This is a genomic window from Streptococcus sp. IMAU 99161 (assembly GCF_014435245.1).
In the GTDB taxonomy this organism is placed as follows: domain Bacteria; phylum Bacillota; class Bacilli; order Lactobacillales; family Streptococcaceae; genus Streptococcus; species Streptococcus lactarius.
Genome location: NZ_JAAPAW010000011.1, coordinates 239,076 through 258,101, shown reverse-complemented (window position 1 = coordinate 258,101; position 19,026 = coordinate 239,076). Strand labels below are relative to the sequence as shown.

The window sequence follows — 19,026 nt, the reverse complement described above, 5'->3', positions numbered from 1 at the left end:
TTATTTCAATGACACAAAAAGACAAATTGTCGGAATAACAATTTGTCTTTTTCTATTGTACGGTTAAATCAATCCTTCTAAAAGGCCACGCATAAAGTTTTCTGAGTTAAATGGTCCGATGTCATCAATCTTTTCTCCAAATCCAATCAACTTCACTGGAATATCCAATTCTTCACGGATCGCAAGCACGACCCCACCTCGAGCCGTTCCATCAATCTTAGTTAAGACAATCCCAGTTACAGGCGTGATTTTTGAAAACTCTTTGGCTTGCACCAAGGCGTTTTGACCTGTCGAAGCATCGAGCGCAAGCAAGGTTTCGTGCGGTGCTTCTGGCACAACACGCTTGATAATCCGTCCGATTTTTTCAAGCTCCGCCATGAGGTTGTCCTTGTTTTGCAGACGGCCAGCCGTATCAATCATCAAGATATCGACATTCTCGGAAATGGCGCGTTCCATTCCATCAAAGACAACGCTTGCTGGATCCGATTTTTCAGGGCCTGTCACAACTGGAACATCCACGCGACGTCCCCATTCTACAAGTTGAGCCACTGCTCCCGCACGGAAGGTATCCGCCGCAACCAATAGGACTTTTTTGCCTTCTTGTTTGTATTTGTGCGCTAATTTCCCGATAGAAGTGGTTTTTCCGACGCCATTAACCCCGACAAAGAGCATAACCGTGAGGCCATCTTGAAAACGAATGGCTTCATTAAATTGGCCATCCTTTTCATACAAGTCTACCAATTTTTCGATAATCACGCGCTTGAGAGCATCTGGTTTTTTGGCATTCTCCAACCGGGCTTCATATCGTAATTCTTCAGTTAAATTGGAGGCAACCTGAACCCCAACGTCACTCATGATCAATAGTTCTTCCAATTCTTCAAAGAATTCTTCATCGACTGAACGGAAATTGGCAAAGAAGGCATTGAGACGGGCTCCAAATCCAGTCCGCGTCTTTTTCAAGCTACGATCATATTTTTCCTGAATGGTCTCTTGCTGAGGTGCGACCTCGGATTGAGCTTCCTGATCTGGAGCTTCCACCACTGGTTCAACAACCGGTTCTTCCACTTCAACGGGTTCTTCTGCTGGTTCAACAGGAGCTACTACTTCCGTAATTTCTTCTACCGGCTCAGCTGAGGCCACCTCTTCAGCAATTTCTTCTGCTGGCTCAGCAGGGATTTCCACTTCAGTAGGGGCTTCTGACGACTCCGGAGTTGCTACAAATTCAGTGATTGCTTCTACCGGCTCAGCTGAGACTACCTCTTCAGTAGTTTCTTCTGCTGGTTCAGCAGGAGCTTCCACTTCTGCAATTTCTTCTGCTGGTTCAGCAGGAGCTTCCACTTCTGCAATTTCTTCTACTGGCGCTTGGTCCTCACTAGCCTCTACACTCTCTTTTTCTTCAACAAGAGGTTCCTCTGATGACTCTTCTTGAGTGACGGTTGAAACAGGTTGATGTGTGGCTGCAATCCGCTCTTTAAGCTCTTGGTAATAAGCCTCCATGTCAGAGATCTTTTGCTCGTCCCGGTCTTGGGAAACAGCTTTTGGCTCCTCTGTATCAGCTACTTCTTGCTCTTTGTTTTCCGTCACTTCTTCAGAAGTCGGAAGGACTTTTTCTGTCTTTTCTTTTTTACCAAATAAACGATCAAATAATCCCATTTATTCACTCTCCTTTAGCACATAATTTTCAATTGCCCATGCGACAGCGTCTTGGTCGTTCGTCATAGGGGCAACAAGGGCTGCGACTTCCTTTACTTCTGGCACTGCATTTCCCATAGCTACCCCTAGACCAGCCCACTGGATCATGGACAGATCATTTGCTTCATCTCCACAGGCCATGACTTGATCCGCCTCAAAGCCCAAGAAGGTAGACAATGCTGCTAATCCCCTTGCCTTGTGAACTTTTTTGGGGCACCATTCCAGTAGCATGTCCCGAGATTTAAAAATTTCATAGTTTTGAAAGAGCTCCGGCTTTATCTGTGCAATAGCTGAATCCAAAAATTCTTGATCAAAAGCGGTCACACACTTGTTGTAGGAGATGGTCGCTGGCAAGTCATTCGCATCCACCTCAATAAAGTTCAAGTACGGATTGTAACGGGAGTATAGAGACTTCCGATCCGCATGAATCTCATAAACGGTTCCCTCACTGATGGCATCAAGAGGAAGGCCTAGACGAGCTGTTTCATCATGGATACGATCGACATCTTCTTTCGTAAAAACGATTTTCGAAAGGATCTCCCCATTGTTTCGCTGCACCAAGCCACCGTTGAAGGTAATCGTATACTCTTCTTTGAGACCGGCTGTTCCCAATTCTTCCAAAAGAAAATCCATGGCTTTCAAGGGACGACCAGTGGTCAATACCACTTTGATACCTTGAGCCCGTGCAGCAGCAAGGGCCGCCCGATTACGAGTAGAAATCTTTTTTTCAGAATTAAGCAGGGTCCCATCTAAATCCAGTGCAATCAAGGCAATCTGACTCATAGTACTTCCTCCATATAACGCAGAACAGAACCAGTCGCATGGTGGCCAATCACTTTTTCAGCAATGGCCAAGATTTCAGGGCGGGCATTCTCAGGCGCAACGGGATGACCGACGACCTGCATCATATGGAGGTCATTTAGGTTATCTCCAAAAGCCATGACCTGATCCATCGAAATTCCTAATTTATCTGCTAAGGCCGTAAGCGCCACGCCTTTGTCGACATAATCGAGGACAATATCAATCGATTCAAAACCTGTCGTCATTGCTTTGACGCCTGGGATATGCTCATTGACCCATTGCTCTCCTTCAAAGACAAGAGCTGCATCAAAGTTGGTGGTCAATTTGAAAATTTCATCCTGAATATCTGCTAAGCTTTTCACTTTTTGAATGTTTTCATTGTAGTGCTGACTCAAGGTCAGATAGTCAGAGTCTACCGTTTCCAAAACATAACTCCCTTTTTTCCCTGTCAAGAGAACCTTGTTGGGATCCGCATAGGGAGAGGATTTCAAAGCTTCAAAAACACCCAAATAAAAGTCTTTGGACATGGTGGCTTCATAGAGATCTTCTCCATGAAATTCCACCACACTGCCATTTTCAGCGATAAAAATCATTTGGTCTTGAAACTCTTTAAAAAGGGTCTTTAGCGAAAGCAGGGCACGCCCACTTGCTGCAGCAAAATACACTCCCTTTTCCTTGCAACTCGCTAATACCTTGCCTAATAGGGCTTGATCATACTGATGTTTGTCATTTAGAAAGGTTCCATCCATATCCGTAGCGATCAATTTGATATCATTATTCTTCATTTTCTAAGTCTTTCAATTTTACTGAGACGATTTTAGAAACTCCTGATTCCTGCATGGTCACACCGTAGATGGAATCAGCTGCTGACATGGTTCCCTTCCGGTGGGTCACGACGATAAATTGGCTTTCCTTATCAAAGCGATTGAGGTAATCACCAAATCGTTTGACATTGGCTTCATCCAGAGCCGCCTCTACCTCATCTAGAATCACAAATGGAATGGTCTTGACGCGAATAATCGAGAACAAGAGGGCCAAGGCTGACAAGGCTTTTTCTCCACCACTCATGAGGTTTAAGGATTGGATCTTTTTACCAGGTGGTTGCACAGAAATCTCAACACCAGCTGTCAGAAGATCTGGCTCTGTCAGGATCAAATCAGCAGAACCCCCACCAAACATTTGACGGAAAGTAACCTTAAAGGATTCACGAATGGCTTCAAAGGTTGATTTAAAGCGTTCCTTGACTTCATCATTCATGTCGTTGATGGTAGACATGAGCATATTTTTAGCTTCCAAGACGTCCTCTCGTTGGCTAGAAAGGAAATCAAAGCGCCCCTTCACCTCATCGTACTGCTCGATCGCGTCCACATTGACAGGACCCAGCGCCTTAATGTCTTTTTCGATGCTCTTGAGCTGGTTTTCAGCTGCCGCAAGATTTTCAATCGGTTTGGCCTGTTCTTTAGCTTGGTCAAAGCTTTGCATGAATTCATCAGTAATTTGCGTTAAGAGCTTGTTCAAGCGGTCTGCATGCTTTTCACGTGTCGCTTCAGCCTTAGCTTGTTGACGAATCCACTCTTCGTTTTTCTTGCGCGCTTGTTCCATCTGTTCTGCCACATCTTCGGCCTGGCCTTCTAAATCATCCAGCTCAAAGCGTTTTCGAATGATCCCTTGTTCCAAGTCCGTTTTCTTGGCTTGAGCCTGCGTCAATTGGTTGGCTAGCTGCCCTACATCGACTGTCTGAACTTGGGCCTCGCCTTGTTCAATCAGCAATTGCAACTGATGCTCTTCTACTTCCAACTGAGTGATTGTTTCTTCCAAACGACGAGCATCTGTTTGCTCGTAATTTTGTTGACTTTTATATTCCGTCTGTTGGAGTCGCAGTTCTGCCAATTGCTCTTGCAGGTTTTGCACCTTTTGTTGTAGGACATCTTTATCCGACTTCATGGTTTCAATGTCGCGATTCAAATTTTCTTTTTGAAGCTCAATCGCTGCCAATTGCTCAGTAAGGGACTCCTGCTCTTCTTGAAGAGATTGGGTCGCATCTGTTGCCAATTCTGACTTCAAAGCCTCTAAGAGTTCCTGAATTTCTTGCAGTTGCTCTTGACTTTGTTGGTAAGCCAATTGGGCCCGCTGTTGCTCCAGACGCGCTTGCTCACCTTGACTTTGAATGGAAGCCAGATATTCTTGTGCCTGCTTGAGTAAATTATCTTTGGTCTCTACCCCCTGCTCAGCTTCTCTCAAACGTGCGTCCAGAGTCTCCATTTCCTGTTTCAAGCTATCCAATTCTGGTTTGACAAATACCGTATTTTGGGAACGATTGGCACCACCGGCGTAAGATCCTCCGGTCCGCAATTCGGTCCCATCCAAGGTCACCATCCGAACTTGATAGTTGACTGTACGAGCCGCCTCACGCGCATGCTCCGTCGTGTCAAAGATGGCCGTTACTCCAAGCAAGTTTTGGAAAATCTGTTCAAAACGATGCTCATAGGTCACCAAGTCATTCGCAATTCCTAAAAATCCTGCACTAGTTTGAATCAACTCCATATTCCGCGGAGAGAGTTGACGGGCTTTGATCGTCGTTAGCGGAAGGAAGGTTGCCCGTCCTAAGCGATTGCGTTTCAAGAAATCAATCGCTCGTGTTGCAGCCTTTTCATCTTCGACAATGATCTGTTGGCTACTAGCTCCCAGTGCAATTTCAAGCGCTGTCTGGTAGTCTTTTGAGAAGCTTAAATTCTCACTAACAGCTCCACAGATACCTCCTAGACGTTCTGCTTCTTGTAAGACGCTCTTGACACCTGCATAGAAGTTACTATGATTTTTCTGAATGGCTTCCAAGCTATTGATTCGTGCCCGTTTGTTTTTGCTCTCATCCATCAAATCAAACATGGCAGCTTGAGCCTCTTGGTAGGCAGCCTTGGCCTGCTCCACTTTTACTAGCTGATCTTGGTATTCTGCTAGTAGGCCTTTAACCGTCGCTTGTGCCTGCTCTACCTCTTCCAATTGTCGGACTTCTTTTTCCTTGGCAGCTTCAAAATTGGATTGGGCCTTGGTCAAGTCCTCTTGACGATGGCTCGATTCTTGTAGGAGCGCTTGGATCTGGCTCTCAATCGCTGTGCGCTCATTGGATTTTTCGGCTTCTGTCTGTAAGAGCGCCACATACTGCTCGCGTAAATGCTCAATGACTTGTTCCGGATCTTCTTCGTAGTTGGCTAATTCTTTTTCCAACTGCTCTTGTTGCTGACGGTTTCCTGTCAGTCTTTGTTGAAGAGTTGCTAGCGTCTCTTGTTTTTGAGCCAGCTCTTGCTTCGCTTCTTCCAGACGGGCCAAAACAGCATCCAGTCGCTCTAGATTTTCCTTACGACTATGGGCTGCCTGACTCGATTGCAGCTTAGCGACTTCGATTTGCTTTTCCAAATCACTGATCAAACGAGTGACCTCAAGCAAGCTCGCCTGGTCCTCAGCTAAGCTTTCATCCAACTGATGGCGGGCTTTCTTAATGCGGACATTATCTTCTTCTAAAATCTGACGACGTTGGTAATAAGAGGACAACTGTTCTTGAATGGCTTTTTCTTCTTGATCAGCCTTTTCATAAAGGTCCTTTGTCAGATCGACTTGGGCAACCAAAACATCCAGCAAGAGTACCTGGCGTTCTTGATCCAATTCCAAGAAACGACGAGCAACCGTCGCTTGCTTTTCAAGAGGCTGGATCTGTCCTTCTAATTCATAGAGAATATCTTCTAGACGGTCCAAATTCTCCTGAGTTTGATTCAGCTTGGTCTCTGTTTCCTTGCGACGCGTCTTAAATTTCAAGACACCAGCTGCTTCTTCAAAGATGGCACGGCGTTCTTCCGGTTTGGAGTTAAAGATCTCCTCCACCCGACCTTGAGAGATGATGGAGAAGGAATCTCGTCCCAAGCCAGTATCCATGAACAAATCATGCACATCTCTGAGACGTACTTTCTTACCATCGATCTTGTACTCGCTGTCTCCTGAGCGATAAATATGACGTTCGACCCGAATTTCTTTCCCCGCTTGCTGGATAAAACTGTCCTGGTTGTCTAAAACAACCGTGACACAAGCATAATTCAGCGGTTTACGCGATTCTGTCCCTGCAAAGATGACATCGGGCATCTTGCCCCCACGTAGACTCTTAACGCTGGATTCCCCTAAGGCCCAACGCAAGCTCTCCGTGATATTTGATTTTCCAGATCCATTCGGCCCTACCACTGCAGTGACCCCTTTGTCAAATACGACTTTTGTCTTATCCGCAAAGGATTTAAAGCCTTGGATTTCAATCTCTTTTAGATACATGGCCCATCATTCCTCGTTTCAACTGCATTGCGGGCTGCTTCTTGTTCCGCTAATTTCTTGGAGCGACCATGACCACGACCTAGAGTTTTGCCGTTAGCGAATACTTCCACCTCAAACTCTTTGGCATGAGCAGGACCCGACTCACTAATCACTCGGTACTGGATCTCCACATCCCCGTGAACCTGCAACAGTTCTTGCAGACGGGTCTTGTAGTCAATAACTTGGGAAAATTGACCCGTTTCAACCTTAGGAATCATGACCTGATAGATGAAGCGTTTGACAGCGTCCACCCCTTTATCCAGCAACAAAGCACCTAAAAAGGCTTCAAATAAGTCACCAAGGATGGTATCACGATCCCGGCCACCTGATTTTTCTTCGCCTTTGCCCAGTTTGATATAGCGATCAAATTGGCAATCCCGAGAAAAGCCAGCCAGACTTTCTTCACGGACAATCATAGAACGGAATTTAGACAAATCCCCCTCCGGTCTGTTTGGGTGTTCCTTATACAAATATTCGGAAATAACTAATTGAAGAACAGCGTCTCCTAAAAATTCCAAACGTTCGTTATGTGAAATTTTTAAGAGGCGATGCTCATTAGCGTAAGAAGTGTGCGTAAAGGCGGTTTCTAATAAACTGCTATCTGAAAAAACGATCTGAAACCGTTCCAATAACAGGGCTTGTAATTTCTCCATAGGAAGCCTACTTTCTAATAAATTCATACCTTTAAGTATACCAAAATTTTATGATGATTGCTATTAGATATCCATTAGATACAGTTGATTACTTTTAACATATTTTATATGTATTTAGATATCGATCAAATAAGTTGAATATCACGTTTTGTAAGTTTGCTCCATGAATTTTAAGTTTCTTCAACTTTCGTATTTCTATAACTTACCAACATAACACTCATTTCTTATGTTAGGTTCTATCTCTTCATTTCCTTATTATTTCATTCCAAATCATTATTTGATATAATTAAAACAAAAAAGTTTGGAATTGAAATAATAAGGAGTATTACTATGAAAATAGGAGTTAGAAAACCCAATCTTTCAAAGAGTTTAAAAGCTAGGACAACATCTAAGGTAAAGAGGCAGGTTAAACGAGCAGTTATACCAACTTATGGCCAAAAAGGGATGGGCCTTATTAAAGATCCTAAACGTGCTATGTATAATAAGGTATACCACAAAACCACTGTAGATGCTCTCAGTAGTGTTAAGAAAGGAAATATAAATTTCCAACGTACAAATCAGGGCCTTTATACATATAGAGAGGCAAAGGTATATCCAGCTTCTTCTTGGTATTTTCCTGTAGGGTTGTCCGCTTTTTGTAGCCTTTTATACTTTACCATCAACCCTGTCATTGCTTGTATTTTTTTGATTATCACACTAATTCTCTTTGTTAAGAAAATAAAAAATAATCCTTTCAAGACACAAAAGGACATACAAGAAATGTTAGAAAAGATAACTGAGTTAGAACAATGATATAATAGGTATATATCACAATAAAAGGTATTTAACAAAAGATGTATCAACTCTTAAATATACTTTAATCATATTTAAGAGTTGATTCTTTTATAGAAAACTAAAAATCCGAAAGTCGATCACTAATTAAAATATATTGAAGCGTAGTCAGTACACGAAAACCCTTGATACACAAGGGTTTTTACTTTTATATCTTGAATATACAATATAAGTGCACAATAAAAACTCATAAGATTTTCTAGTAAAATAGAATTGAACGAACTAGTTACGAAAGGAAATCTTATGAGCTACCATCATTTTACCATAGACGAGCGTGAAAGTATTCTCATTTATCGTACGCAAGGCCTAAATTTTTCTCAAATTGGTAAGTTACTTCATCGTCATCCGTCTAGTATTAGTCGCGAGTGGAAACGACATCTAAGAGAAGGGAACTATTCTCCAAGTCATGCGCAGGAATCTTATTATATTGCTAAATCACACTGTGGGCGGAAACGGATACTTGAACTAGATCACAATTTAAGCAATACTGTCAAACATCTATTTCTCGAGTATCAATGGTCTCCTGAAGAAATAGAAGGTCGGTTGAGATTAGAGTTTGGAAAAGCTGTTATTAGTTATCAAACAATTTATAGGGCCATTTATAGAGGACATTTTGATGATAACTCAACTATCTCATGGTGCTCGTGGTGTCATTCGCAAGCTCCGCCATCGTGGAAAAACGCGTCATACAAAAGGTTATGTCGAAAATAGAGGGAAAATCTCTATTTCTCATACGATTCACGAAAGACCAGAAGACGCTAATAACCGAACTAGGATAGGAGATTGGGAAGCCGATACTGTTGCAGGGAAAACTGGAAAAGCTTGTTTAGTGACTCTAACTGACCGATATTCTCGTTTTCTAAAAATCCAGAAGGTAGCTGTTAAGAAAAGCAAGTTGGTGATAGAAGCTATGGTAAAAATGTTAGAACCCTTGACCAAGCATACTGTGACTCCTGATAGAGGGAAAGAGTTTACCTATCACCAGGAATTGAGTGATCAATTAAAAATTGAAGTCTATTTTCCTGACCCTCATGCTCCATGGCAACGAGGGACTAATGAGAATACGAATGGACTACTAAGAGAATATTTTCCAAAAGGTAGTGATCTAACATTGGTTGATGATAAGACTATTCAGTTGTGGGAGAACAAACTTAATAATAGACCTCGAAAATGTCTTAACTGGAAAACACCTTATGAAGTTTTCTATGAAGAAAATGTGCACTTATTTTGACAATTCAAGATCAAAAAAAGAAGCACGAACGCACTTCTTTTCCTAGTTCTAGGGGCTGAATTCTTCAATTTTAATCAGGATTCTCCTCTGTTGGTTTTTCCGTCTTATATCTTCGTCAAAGGAGTCGCGGTATCTGGCGAGGTATCCAGCACTTCAAAATCATGACCGACTGCTAGATCTGCCCGAGCCAGTTGGTTCTCCATGGTCATATGGGCCAATTCTTTGATATTGTTCTCTTTTGACAAATGCCCCAGATAAATCTTCTTGGTGCGATTTCCCAAGGTCCGGATCATGGCATCTGCCCCATCTTCATTTGAAAGGTGACCCAGATCAGATAAAATCCGTTGCTTGAGGCGCCAAGCATAGGAACCTGCTCGAAGAATTTCCACATCATGATTGGACTCAATCAAATAGCCATCTGCATCCGCGACGATTCCAGCTAGGCGATCGCTCACATAGCCCGTATCCGTCAGCAAGACAAAGCTCTTCCCATCCTTCATCAAGCGATAAAATTGAGGGGCTGCTGCATCATGGCTAACACCAAAGCTCTCAATATCAATATCTCCGAAAGTCTTAGTTTTGCCCATCTCAAAGATATGCTTTTGAGCATCATCGACCTTGCCTAGATACTTGGTTCCTTCCATGGCCTTCCAAGTAGCTTCATTAGCATAGAGATCCATTCCATACTTCCGCGCTAAAACACCCACACCATGGATATGGTCTGAGTGTTCGTGCGTAATCAAAATAGCATCTAAGTCTTCTGGTTTGCGATCAATTTCAGCCAGTAGCCCCGTAATCTTTTTCCCAGATAAGCCTGCATCAATGAGCAGTTTTTTCTTTGGTGTCTCCAGATAAAAAGAATTTCCACTGGAACCAGATGCTAAAATACTATACTTAAATCCCTTTTCTGTCATTGACTCCTTACTCTTCCTCTTCTGAATCCCAGTCATCGTCTTTGATCGCATCCTTGTCATATGGCAAGACAATGGTAAAGGTCGAGCCCTTGCCATACTCACTCTTGGCCCAAATAAAGCCTTTGTGTTGCTTAATGATCTCCTTAGCAATGGCTAACCCCAGACCAGTTCCACCTTGAGCCCGGCTGCGCGCCTTATCCACTCGATAAAAGCGGTCAAAAATACGAGGCAAATCTTTCTTGGGAATTCCCAATCCCTCATCAGAGATGGAAATAATCAACTGAGCATCTGTCGTTTTCATCCCGACTCTAATCGTCCCACCATCCGGTGAATACTTGATCGCATTATTCAAGAGATTGTCGATCACCTGCGTCATTTTGTCAGTATCAATTTCGACCCAGATCGGTGTAATTGGATACTCTCGAATGAGTTCATACTTTTTGGTATCCTCTTGCGATTGACTCTTGATCTTGTCAAATCGGTTCAAAATAAAGGTGATAAAGGCTGTAAAGTTAGTTAACTCAATCTCCAATTGACTGGTTTCGTTGTCAATGCGAGACAGGCTTAAAAGGTCTGTCACCATCCGCATCATCCGGTTGGTTTCATTGAGCGAAACCTTGACAAAGTCCGGTGCAACGGGCTCAAATATAGCTCCATCGTCCAAGGCTTCCAAGTAAGATTTGACACTGGTCAATGGGGTCCGCAATTCATGGCTGACATTGGAGACAAAGAGACGCCGTTCACGTTCTTCCTTGTCCTGCTCTGTCGTGTCATGCAAGACCGCTACTAGACCAGAGATAAATCCTGATTCCCGACGAATCAAAGCAAACCGTACACGCAAGCTCAAATATTCCCCATTTTCATCCTGGGAATCGATGGTCAACTCAGGCACTTCGGTAATCAAGGTTCGCAGATCATAGTCCTGCCCAATCGAGAGCAAATCCAAAATACTCGTATTCAAGACTTCTTCTGGATGAATATTTAATTGCTTGGCAGCCATTTCATTGACCATAATGATCTGCCCACGACGATTGGTCGCAAGCACCCCATCTGTCATATAAGAAAGGATACTGGTCAAGCGCTTGGTTTCCTGCTCCAAGTTTTCATGCGTGAGCCGAATCACCTCTGATAAATCATTGATACTATTGGTCATATCGGTCAATTCTGGGCTTCCTTGCATGTCAACAACTTCGGAATAGTCCCCTGCGATCAAATCCTTAATTTTGGCATTTAGTTGTCTCAACTTTACATTGTCCTTGCGGTTCTCCAGTAAGAACAAGGCTACGACGATCATAAAACCAATCGTAATCAGGACAAACACGAAGTTTGATGACATAACAAATTGTTTTAATTGATCAATCATTGTTTCTCATGTAATACCCAACACCACGGCGGGTCAAGATATACTCAGGACGTCCTGGTGTGTCTTCGATTTTTTCACGCAAGCGACGAACCGTCACGTCCACTGTCCGAACATCTCCAAAGTAATCATAGCCCCAAACGGTTTCAAGAAGATGCTCCCGTGTCATCACTTGTCCAACATGGGTCGACAAGTGATAGAGCAATTCAAACTCCCGATGGGTTAGATCCAATTCTTTATTGCCTTTTTGAACCAAGAAAGCATCTGGAAGAATGTGAAGATCTCCAATGACAATCTCAGTGTCGGCATCATTTTCAAGCTGAGGATCCGCAGCAAATTCAGAACGGCGCAACAAGGCCTTCACACGCGCCTGCAATTCACGATTTGAGAACGGCTTAGTCACGTAGTCATCCGCCCCAATCTCAAGACCGATGACCTTATCAAACTCCGTATCCTTGGCAGAAAGGACAATAATCGGAACATTGCTAGTCTTACGAATCGTACGCGCCACTTCCAAACCATCAATCTCTGGCAACATCAAGTCCAAAATCATAATATCTGGATTTTCAGCAGCAAAAACTTCCAAGGCTTCCCGACCATCAAAAGCCGTCAAGACTTCATAGCCTTCTTTCGCCATGTTGAATTTAATAATATCTGAAATCGGTTTTTCATCATCAACTACTAATATTTTTTTCATCTTACATACCTGTTTCTAATGCTTCTTTTCCTAATCAAATCTCTATCTTCTTATTATATCAAACTTATGCAGAAATGTGGAGCCTCAATGGCTAGACTTTCAAATAAAAGCATGAAAAAAAGACTGAGATCGTTCCATCTCAATCTTTTCTTTGTTCATTATTTCTCAACACGAGATTTGTTGGCGATATCAGCTAGGATTGCTGCTACAAACTCATCATGTTTAAACATTAAAACGGTATCTTCTTTCAGAGGAGATACCGTTCTTCCTTCTTTGAATAAGGAATCTAAAATTTCTGGCTTTCTCTATCTGTTCAATTGATAGATTTCTTCAGAGAAAGACTGTAAAATTTTTGATATAATATGTAGGATGGACTGATGGATATTTAAAAGATAATGTTCAAAAAAATTATAAGTGAGAATTAAAAATATGTCAGTTTGGACAGAAGTCTCTCTACCATCATCCATGTAGAAACAAGATTATATGAAATAAAAGGAATAACCAATGACCGGAAACTATTCAACACGTGAATTCCGAGAGAAACTATATGATGACCTTCATGTTCGATTAAGAGATACAGTAATTTTAATGTGTGCGATTTTTATTGCCTCTATAGGTCTAAATATGAATTCAACAGCTGTCATTATTGGAGCCATGCTGATTTCCCCTCTTATGACACCGATTGTTGGACTGGGGTTTGGTTTAGCTATTTTTGATACGCGTTTAATCAAGCAATCTCTAGAGGTTTTATTTACTCAAGTATTGGTCAGTTTGCTTGTCTCGACTCTGTATTTCTGGATTTCTCCCTTATCTTATGCAAGTAGCGAGTTGATTGCACGAACCTCTCCAACCATTTGGGATGTTCTCATTGCTATTGCTGGTGGGATAGCAGGTGTCATTGGTTCAAGGAAAAAAGAAGCAAACAATATCGTGCCTGGAGTAGCCATTGCAACAGCTCTGATGCCACCTATCTGTACTGCAGGCTATGGTTTAGCTAATGGAAATGTGCGATTTTTATTTGGGGCTCTCTATCTTTTCTTGATTAACTGTGTCTTTATCATGCTAGCCAACATTGTTGGAACAAGAATTTTGATGAGAAAATCTCCCTTAAGTTCATTTAAAGAGCTAAACATTAAAATGAGAATTGGGTTGATATTCTTAATTGTATTATTGGTTCTTCCAGCCAGCTATTCAGCAGTCACTCTGACGATGGATCAAGCACGAAAAGAAGGGATCAAACAGTTTGTAGGAAAAGAGTTCGCCAATCATACGGTCATTAATCAAGTCTACAAGTCTAGGGATAATGAATTGGTCTTGACAGTTGTTGGAGATCCGATTTCAGAAGAAGAATTAGAAACCATTCGCCAAAAACAAGCCTCTTACGGTATTCAATCTGTTCAATTAAAAGTCAATCAAGTCCATAATTCGACAAAATTAGATAGTGAGATGACCAAGGAATTTTATGAAACCATTAACAAGTATATCGATCAAAAACTCTCTGAAAAAGATTCACAAAACGATCTCGTAAAAGAAAATGAGGCAGACAAGGATTGAGGATAGTCAACTTATCTAACTCATGGAAGCAAATCTTGGGAGGATATCTTATAACCAAAAGTTAGTGGATAGAAAGGATTGTTGATGAGGCTGCCATTTGTGGTAGTTTAACCAATCACTACTAGATCAGCTTAGTCAAAATGTAAAAAAGCAACAACTATTTCAGTTGTTGCTTTTTTAGGTAGCTGGAAATCTTAATCCAGCTTTTATTTCTTATTTTTCAACACGAGATTTATTTGCAATATCTGCAAGAATCAATTCTACAAATGCATCTACTGGCATAGTTTCTGTTTCTTTTTGACCATAACGACGGACGTTGACAACATTCTCGTCCATTTCCTTGTCTCCAACGATCAATTGGTAAGGAATCTTCTGCGTTTGAGAAGCACGGATCTTGAACTGCATTTTTTCATTGCGTTCATCGACATCGACACGGACACCACGGTCACGAAGTTTCTTCGCCACTTCCCAAGCGTAGTCCACGTGTTTTTCGTTTGAAACAGGAATCACAGTTACTTGGTGAGGAGCAAGCCATGTTGGGAAGGCTCCCTTGTAGTTTTCAATCAGGATAGCTGTGAAGCGTTCCATGGTTGAGATAACCCCACGGTGAATCATAACTGGACGGTGTTCTTCGCCATCAGCTCCGATATAGTGGAGATCAAAGCGCTCTGGCAACAAGAAGTCAAGCTGGATAGTAGAGAGGGTTTCTTCTTTCCCAAGAGCTGTCTTCATTTGGATATCTAATTTTGGTCCGTAGAATGCGGCTTCCCCTTCAGCTTCGTAGTATTCAACGCCCATGTCGTCAACGGCTGCTTTCAACATGCGTTGAGCATTTTCCCACATTTCATCGTTGTCAAAGTATTTGTGCTTATCTGCAGGGTCACGATAAGACAAACGGAAGCGGTAATCAGTTAAGTTGAAATCTTCATAAACATCAATGATCAATTGAAGGATTTTCTTGAATTCATCTTCGATTTGTTCTGGAGCAACGAAAGTATGTCCATCGTTCAGTGACATTTCACGCACACGTTGAAGACCAGTAAGGGCACCTGATTTTTCATAACGGTGCATCATCCCGATTTCAGCGATACGGATTGGCAATTCACGATAAGAATGAACATGGTGTTTGTAGACTTCGATGTGGTGTGGACAGTTCATTGGACGAAGGACAAATTCTTCCCCATCTCCCATATCCATTGGAGGGAACATATCTTCACGGTAGTGGTCCCAGTGGCCTGAAGTCTTGTACAGTTCAACAGAAGCAATTGGTGGAGTGTAGACGTGTTGGTAGCCCGCAGCGACTTCCTTGTCCACGATATAGCGTTCGAGGATACGGCGAATTGTTGCACCGTTTGGCAACCAGAATGGAAGACCTTGACCAACTTCTTGAGAAATCATGAACAAATCAAGTTCTTTCCCAAGTTTACGGTGGTCACGTTCTTTGGCTTCTTCACGCATTTGAAGATAGTCCTTCAAATCTTTCTTGTCAAACCAAGCTGTACCGTAAATCCGTTGCATCATAGCATTGTCACTATTTCCACGCCAGTAAGCACCCGCAACATTCAAGAGGTGGAAGATTTGGATACGACCAGTTGATGGCACGTGAGGGCCACGGCAAAGGTCTACGTATTCACCTTGACGGTAGATGGTCAAGCCACCCGCATCTTCAGAGTGTTCTTCAATCAATTCCAATTTGTAAGGATCGTTTTTGAAGATTTCACGCGCTTCATCCTTAGTCACTTCTTCCCGAATAGATGGGAAGTTTTCCTTCACGATTTTCTTCATTTCTTCTTCGATACGAGGAAGATCTTCATTAGAGATTTGACCCGCTTGGTTGTCTGTATCGTAGTAGAATCCATCTTCAATAGCTGGGCCGACACCCAAGTGGATATCTGGGAAGAGGCGACGAGCTGCTTGAGCGAACAAGTGAGCCGCTGAGTGACGCAAGATGGAAAGAGCATCTTCGTGATCAGGTGTCACGATTTCGATGCTTCCATCTTCAGTGATGGCACGAGTTGTGTCGATGAGTTTGCCGTTGAATTTACCAGCAAGAGCTTTTTTAGCTAGAGAATTGCTGATGGATTGAGCAATGTCAAAAGTTGTCACGCCAGATTCGAATTCACGAACAGCGCCATCTGGGAAAGTAATTTGAATCATGATGTTCTCCTTAAATTAATTTCGTAAGTAATGTTTGGAAAGAGGTGCCTGCAAGCAGAGGATGAATAGAAAAAAGCGACATCCTCAAAAGGACGTCGCAACGTGGTTCCACCTTCATTTATGTTCCTCAAAAAAGAGGGACACCTCTGATTGGCTCTAACGTGGCCACCGTTTTATGTTTGCATAAAAGGAATACGAGTAGTCCCAAACCTATCCTCTACGCGATTTCCAGCTTCACGCGCTCTCTATAAGATTTCCTAGATTTGATATGTCTCTGACAGTTATTATAGCACGATTGAAAAATTTTGCAAGAAAAAGTTTTATTTTCAATCAAAGAAATGCGTGATTTTACGGATTTTCTTGACTTGTTTGACCGAAGCCTTCATCATTTTCACCGATCCATTGACCGGAAGAGCAATGACCTTGGTTGGAATTTTAACAATTTTCTTGGACATCCGTTTCATACGACTTTGTTCTGGAGTGATATCATTTGTAAAATCTTTGGAAATGATTTTATCCAGGTAAAATTCGTAGACCCGACGACCAAAGGTCGCTGCAGAAATATCATCGATTTTTGCAGCCCATTTGGCCTCATCGATTGCAGGTTTTGCTTCAATCGCTTCTATGATAGCGGCTGCTAGATCACTTTCTTCATAGAAAAGTTTTCCAAACATGGGATCGTCAATCACATGGTCCAGATAAGGATTGCCATGGGCAATCACTGGTGTACCACTAGCGATACTTTCCAAATAGGTCAAGCCTTGGGTCTCACTAGTAGATGCCGAAATAAAGAAGTCCGCCGCCTTGTAGTAGAGAGCCGTCTCATTTGGCGGAATCATCCCTGTAAAGATCACCGCATCTGAAACTTCGAGCTTGGCTGTCTGCTTTTTCAAATCATCCAGATAAGGACCATCCCCAGCAACGATCAACTTAACCTTAGAATTGACTTTGAGGACATCAGGAAGAGCTGCAATAACGGCCTGGATGTTCTTTTCATAAGAGACCCGCGACAGGCTCAACAAGAGTGTTTCATCTTCTGTTACTTCATATTTTTCACGCAGAGCCGCTGTCTCTGTCGAGGTGATCTCTGGTCGGTCAAATTTAGCCAGATCAATCCCTGTCGGAATAATGCGTTTTTCCGCCTTAACCTTGTACTTTTGAAGCAAGTCATAGACGATCTCACTCGGGCAGATCACTCCGTCCAGATCATTCATGTAACTTCTCACAATGTATTTGACCATACTTGGGCGAATGACCATGCCTCGAGCAATGTAACGAACATAATCTTCATACTGGGTATGGTAGGTGTGGATGACTGGAATCCGCAACTCGCGTCCAATCCACACTCCCAAAAGGCCCAATGAAAACTCTGTCTGGGTATGGATGATATCCAACTGGTATTGCTTGGCAATGGCAAGTGCCTTTGAAAAGCCACGATAGGCAACTCGACGGTCCTTAAAGGCAAAGAAGGGCACACTTGGAATCCGAATGATCTGCCAATCTTCATAGCGGTTCACATCTTTATCGGTCGTTGTAAAAATGAAGACCGTGTGACCCAATTTTTCTAATTCTGTTTTGAGCGTCCGAATACTGGTCGCCACTCCCGAAACTTGTGGGAAATAGGTATCTGTAAATAACCCTACACGCATCTTACATCTCCAAAACTGTTTGATAGGCTTCGACCAATTGATGGGCCACTAAGTCGATCGAGCGACTTTCAGCAACCTTGTAGCCGGCCTCCCGCTTGTCTACTTGTCCGTTCAAGACCTTGTTCAAGGAATCCACAAACTCATCCACATTGTGGCACAATTCAGATGAGCTCTCGTCGATCCAGCCATTGTAAACGGGAATGTCCCGCAAGACCGTATGCTGATGGCTAGCCAAGGCTTCTAAAACAACAATTCCTTCTGTTTCCTCATAGGATGGGAAGAAAAAGGCGTCCGCTCCCGTCATAGCCCCTTGGAAGACCGCTCCCTTAAAATAGCCAGGGAATTCCACATTACTTGGATGATCCTTTTCCACCAAACAGCGGATCTTACGCGGAATGATCCATTTGTTGATAGAACCTAGCCAAATAAAGCGCACATCCGGCATACGACGAGCGACTTCGACGAAATCTTCGATTCCTTTGCGTTTAAAATAAAGTCCCGCACAAATGACAACCTTTTGACCTTCTTGTATCTTGAAATGCTTACGAAAGACTTCTTCTTTCTTGAGATCTTTTTTGTATTTTTCCAAATCAATTCCATTGGAGACGGCAATGATCGGAGTCGTCACTCCATAGGACTGGATCAAGTGTTTGGAATACTCAGAAGGCGTGATGACATAGTCTGCCTTTTGGTACATATGAGCCAAATACTTTCCAAACAAGGGCGCAAAAAGGTTAGATCCAATAAAGGAATTCTCAAAATCCTCACGGGTTGAATGGCCATGCATGATGACTTTTTTTCCACGACGTTTTGCTGCATGGAGCAAGAGAAAACTCCGAGGTCCATAGGTATTGATATGCACCACATCATAATCTCCCAAAATATCTGTCGTATAGGGAATTCCAGCCAAATCAAGTGCATGCATTTGGTGCTGCAAGGCTCGACCAATTCCTGATTTTTGTAGTACGGATTTTCCTTCTAAATACAGTAAAACTTTCATACTTTCTATTATACCGAAATAAAGAGTGCCCAGCAAGTCTCTACCTGTATAGGGTATAAAAAAGAGAGAGTGGGACAGAAATCGGTCATTCGTTAGAATTCGATTTCGTCGTCCCACCTCCGCACAGTTGAGTAGGG

The 19,026-nt window shown here is 42.6% G+C and carries 13 protein-coding genes and 2 pseudogenes; 3 read left to right on the top strand and 12 right to left on the bottom strand.

Annotated elements, in window-relative coordinates; genetic code table 11:
- Nucleotides 1-63: 63 nt before the first annotated feature.
- From ftsY to rnc, 5 genes are read right to left on the bottom strand one after another with little or no spacing between them, the layout of a single operon-like run.
- Complete coding sequence (gene ftsY / locus HA044_RS06820) at nt 64-1,653, bottom strand: signal recognition particle-docking protein FtsY (RefSeq protein ID WP_187540449.1); 1,590 nt, start codon at nt 1,651-1,653, stop codon at nt 64-66.
- Nucleotides 1,654-2,475, bottom strand: a complete 822-nt coding sequence (locus tag HA044_RS06815; RefSeq protein ID WP_187540447.1) for a Cof-type HAD-IIB family hydrolase — start codon at nt 2,473-2,475, stop codon at nt 1,654-1,656.
- The gene (locus HA044_RS06810; RefSeq protein WP_187540446.1) at nt 2,472-3,278 is read right to left on the bottom strand and encodes a Cof-type HAD-IIB family hydrolase; all 807 of its coding nucleotides are present in this window, start codon (nt 3,276-3,278) and stop codon (nt 2,472-2,474) included. The genes HA044_RS06815 and HA044_RS06810 overlap by 4 nt, the downstream gene beginning before the upstream one ends.
- On the bottom strand, nt 3,268-6,804 hold the full coding sequence (gene smc, locus HA044_RS06805) for a chromosome segregation protein SMC (RefSeq protein ID WP_187540443.1): 3,537 nt from the start codon (nt 6,802-6,804) through the stop codon (nt 3,268-3,270). Before smc ends, HA044_RS06810 begins: the two co-directional genes overlap by 11 nt.
- Nucleotides 6,795-7,496: a ribonuclease III gene (gene rnc / locus HA044_RS06800; protein WP_187540441.1), complete on the bottom strand. Its 702-nt coding sequence runs from the start codon at nt 7,494-7,496 to the stop codon at nt 6,795-6,797. Before rnc ends, smc begins: the two co-directional genes overlap by 10 nt.
- 330 nt (nt 7,497-7,826) lie before the next feature.
- On the opposite strand from rnc, the gene HA044_RS10175 reads away from it, so the two are divergent.
- Nucleotides 7,827-8,288 (top strand): hypothetical protein, encoded by a 462-nt coding sequence (locus HA044_RS10175; protein WP_262407548.1) that lies wholly within the window; start codon nt 7,827-7,829, stop codon nt 8,286-8,288.
- A 282-nt stretch (nt 8,289-8,570) separates the two neighbouring features.
- Nucleotides 8,571-9,558: pseudogene (locus HA044_RS06790) on the top strand (IS30 family transposase).
- Between the two features lie 104 nt (nt 9,559-9,662).
- Here the strand turns inward: HA044_RS06790 and HA044_RS06785 are convergent.
- From HA044_RS06785 to yycF, 3 genes are read right to left on the bottom strand one after another with little or no spacing between them, the layout of a single operon-like run.
- Entirely contained in the window at nt 9,663-10,472 is an 810-nt protein-coding gene (locus HA044_RS06785; RefSeq protein ID WP_187540439.1) for an MBL fold metallo-hydrolase, read from the bottom strand.
- 7 nt (nt 10,473-10,479) lie between these two features.
- Nucleotides 10,480-11,835, bottom strand: a complete 1,356-nt coding sequence (vicK, locus tag HA044_RS06780; RefSeq protein WP_187540437.1) for a cell wall metabolism sensor histidine kinase VicK — start codon at nt 11,833-11,835, stop codon at nt 10,480-10,482.
- Nucleotides 11,828-12,529: a response regulator YycF gene (yycF, locus tag HA044_RS06775; protein WP_187540435.1), complete on the bottom strand. Its 702-nt coding sequence runs from the start codon at nt 12,527-12,529 to the stop codon at nt 11,828-11,830. Before yycF ends, vicK begins: the two co-directional genes overlap by 8 nt.
- 504 nt (nt 12,530-13,033) lie before the next feature.
- Between yycF and HA044_RS06770 the strand changes: the two genes are divergently transcribed.
- A complete protein-coding gene (locus HA044_RS06770) occupies nt 13,034-14,083 on the top strand; it encodes a DUF389 domain-containing protein (RefSeq protein ID WP_187540433.1) in 1,050 nt (349 codons plus the stop codon).
- Nucleotides 14,084-14,296: 213 nt separating this feature from the next.
- Here the strand turns inward: HA044_RS06770 and thrS are convergent, their stop codons facing one another.
- From thrS to HA044_RS06750, 4 genes and pseudogenes are all read right to left on the bottom strand, one after another.
- Complete coding sequence (gene thrS, locus HA044_RS06765; protein ID WP_187540431.1) at nt 14,297-16,240, bottom strand: threonine--tRNA ligase; 1,944 nt, start codon at nt 16,238-16,240, stop codon at nt 14,297-14,299.
- A gap of 68 nt (nt 16,241-16,308) precedes the next feature.
- A pseudogene (locus tag HA044_RS06760) lies at nt 16,309-16,454 on the bottom strand (AAA family ATPase); the annotation flags it as partial.
- A gap of 112 nt (nt 16,455-16,566) precedes the next feature.
- Complete coding sequence (locus HA044_RS06755) at nt 16,567-17,889, bottom strand: glycosyltransferase family 4 protein (protein ID WP_187540429.1); 1,323 nt, start codon at nt 17,887-17,889, stop codon at nt 16,567-16,569.
- 1 nt (nt 17,890) lies between these two features.
- Entirely contained in the window at nt 17,891-18,889 is a 999-nt protein-coding gene (locus HA044_RS06750; protein WP_187540427.1) for a glycosyltransferase family 4 protein, read from the bottom strand.
- Nucleotides 18,890-19,026: the final 137 nt, after the last annotated feature.

What these genes read in the sequence shown, in the direction of transcription:
- ftsY (WP_187540449.1), bottom strand. Translation starts at nt 1,653, where the DNA reads ATGGGATTATTTGATCGTTTATTTGGTAAAAAAGAAAAGACAGAAAAA.
- HA044_RS06815 (WP_187540447.1), bottom strand. Translation starts at nt 2,475, where the DNA reads ATGAGTCAGATTGCCTTGATTGCACTGGATTTAGATGGGACCCTGCTT.
- HA044_RS06810 (WP_187540446.1), bottom strand. Translation starts at nt 3,278, where the DNA reads ATGAAGAATAATGATATCAAATTGATCGCTACGGATATGGATGGAACC.
- smc (WP_187540443.1), bottom strand. Translation starts at nt 6,804, where the DNA reads ATGTATCTAAAAGAGATTGAAATCCAAGGCTTTAAATCCTTTGCGGAT.
- rnc (WP_187540441.1), bottom strand. Translation starts at nt 7,496, where the DNA reads ATGGAGAAATTACAAGCCCTGTTATTGGAACGGTTTCAGATCGTTTTT.
- HA044_RS10175 (WP_262407548.1), top strand. Translation starts at nt 7,827, where the DNA reads ATGAAAATAGGAGTTAGAAAACCCAATCTTTCAAAGAGTTTAAAAGCT.
- HA044_RS06785 (WP_187540439.1), bottom strand. Translation starts at nt 10,472, where the DNA reads ATGACAGAAAAGGGATTTAAGTATAGTATTTTAGCATCTGGTTCCAGT.
- vicK (WP_187540437.1), bottom strand. Translation starts at nt 11,835, where the DNA reads ATGATTGATCAATTAAAACAATTTGTTATGTCATCAAACTTCGTGTTT.
- yycF (WP_187540435.1), bottom strand. Translation starts at nt 12,529, where the DNA reads ATGAAAAAAATATTAGTAGTTGATGATGAAAAACCGATTTCAGATATT.
- HA044_RS06770 (WP_187540433.1), top strand. Translation starts at nt 13,034, where the DNA reads ATGACCGGAAACTATTCAACACGTGAATTCCGAGAGAAACTATATGAT.
- thrS (WP_187540431.1), bottom strand. Translation starts at nt 16,240, where the DNA reads ATGATTCAAATTACTTTCCCAGATGGCGCTGTTCGTGAATTCGAATCT.
- HA044_RS06755 (WP_187540429.1), bottom strand. Translation starts at nt 17,889, where the DNA reads ATGCGTGTAGGGTTATTTACAGATACCTATTTCCCACAAGTTTCGGGA.
- HA044_RS06750 (WP_187540427.1), bottom strand. Translation starts at nt 18,889, where the DNA reads ATGAAAGTTTTACTGTATTTAGAAGGAAAATCCGTACTACAAAAATCA.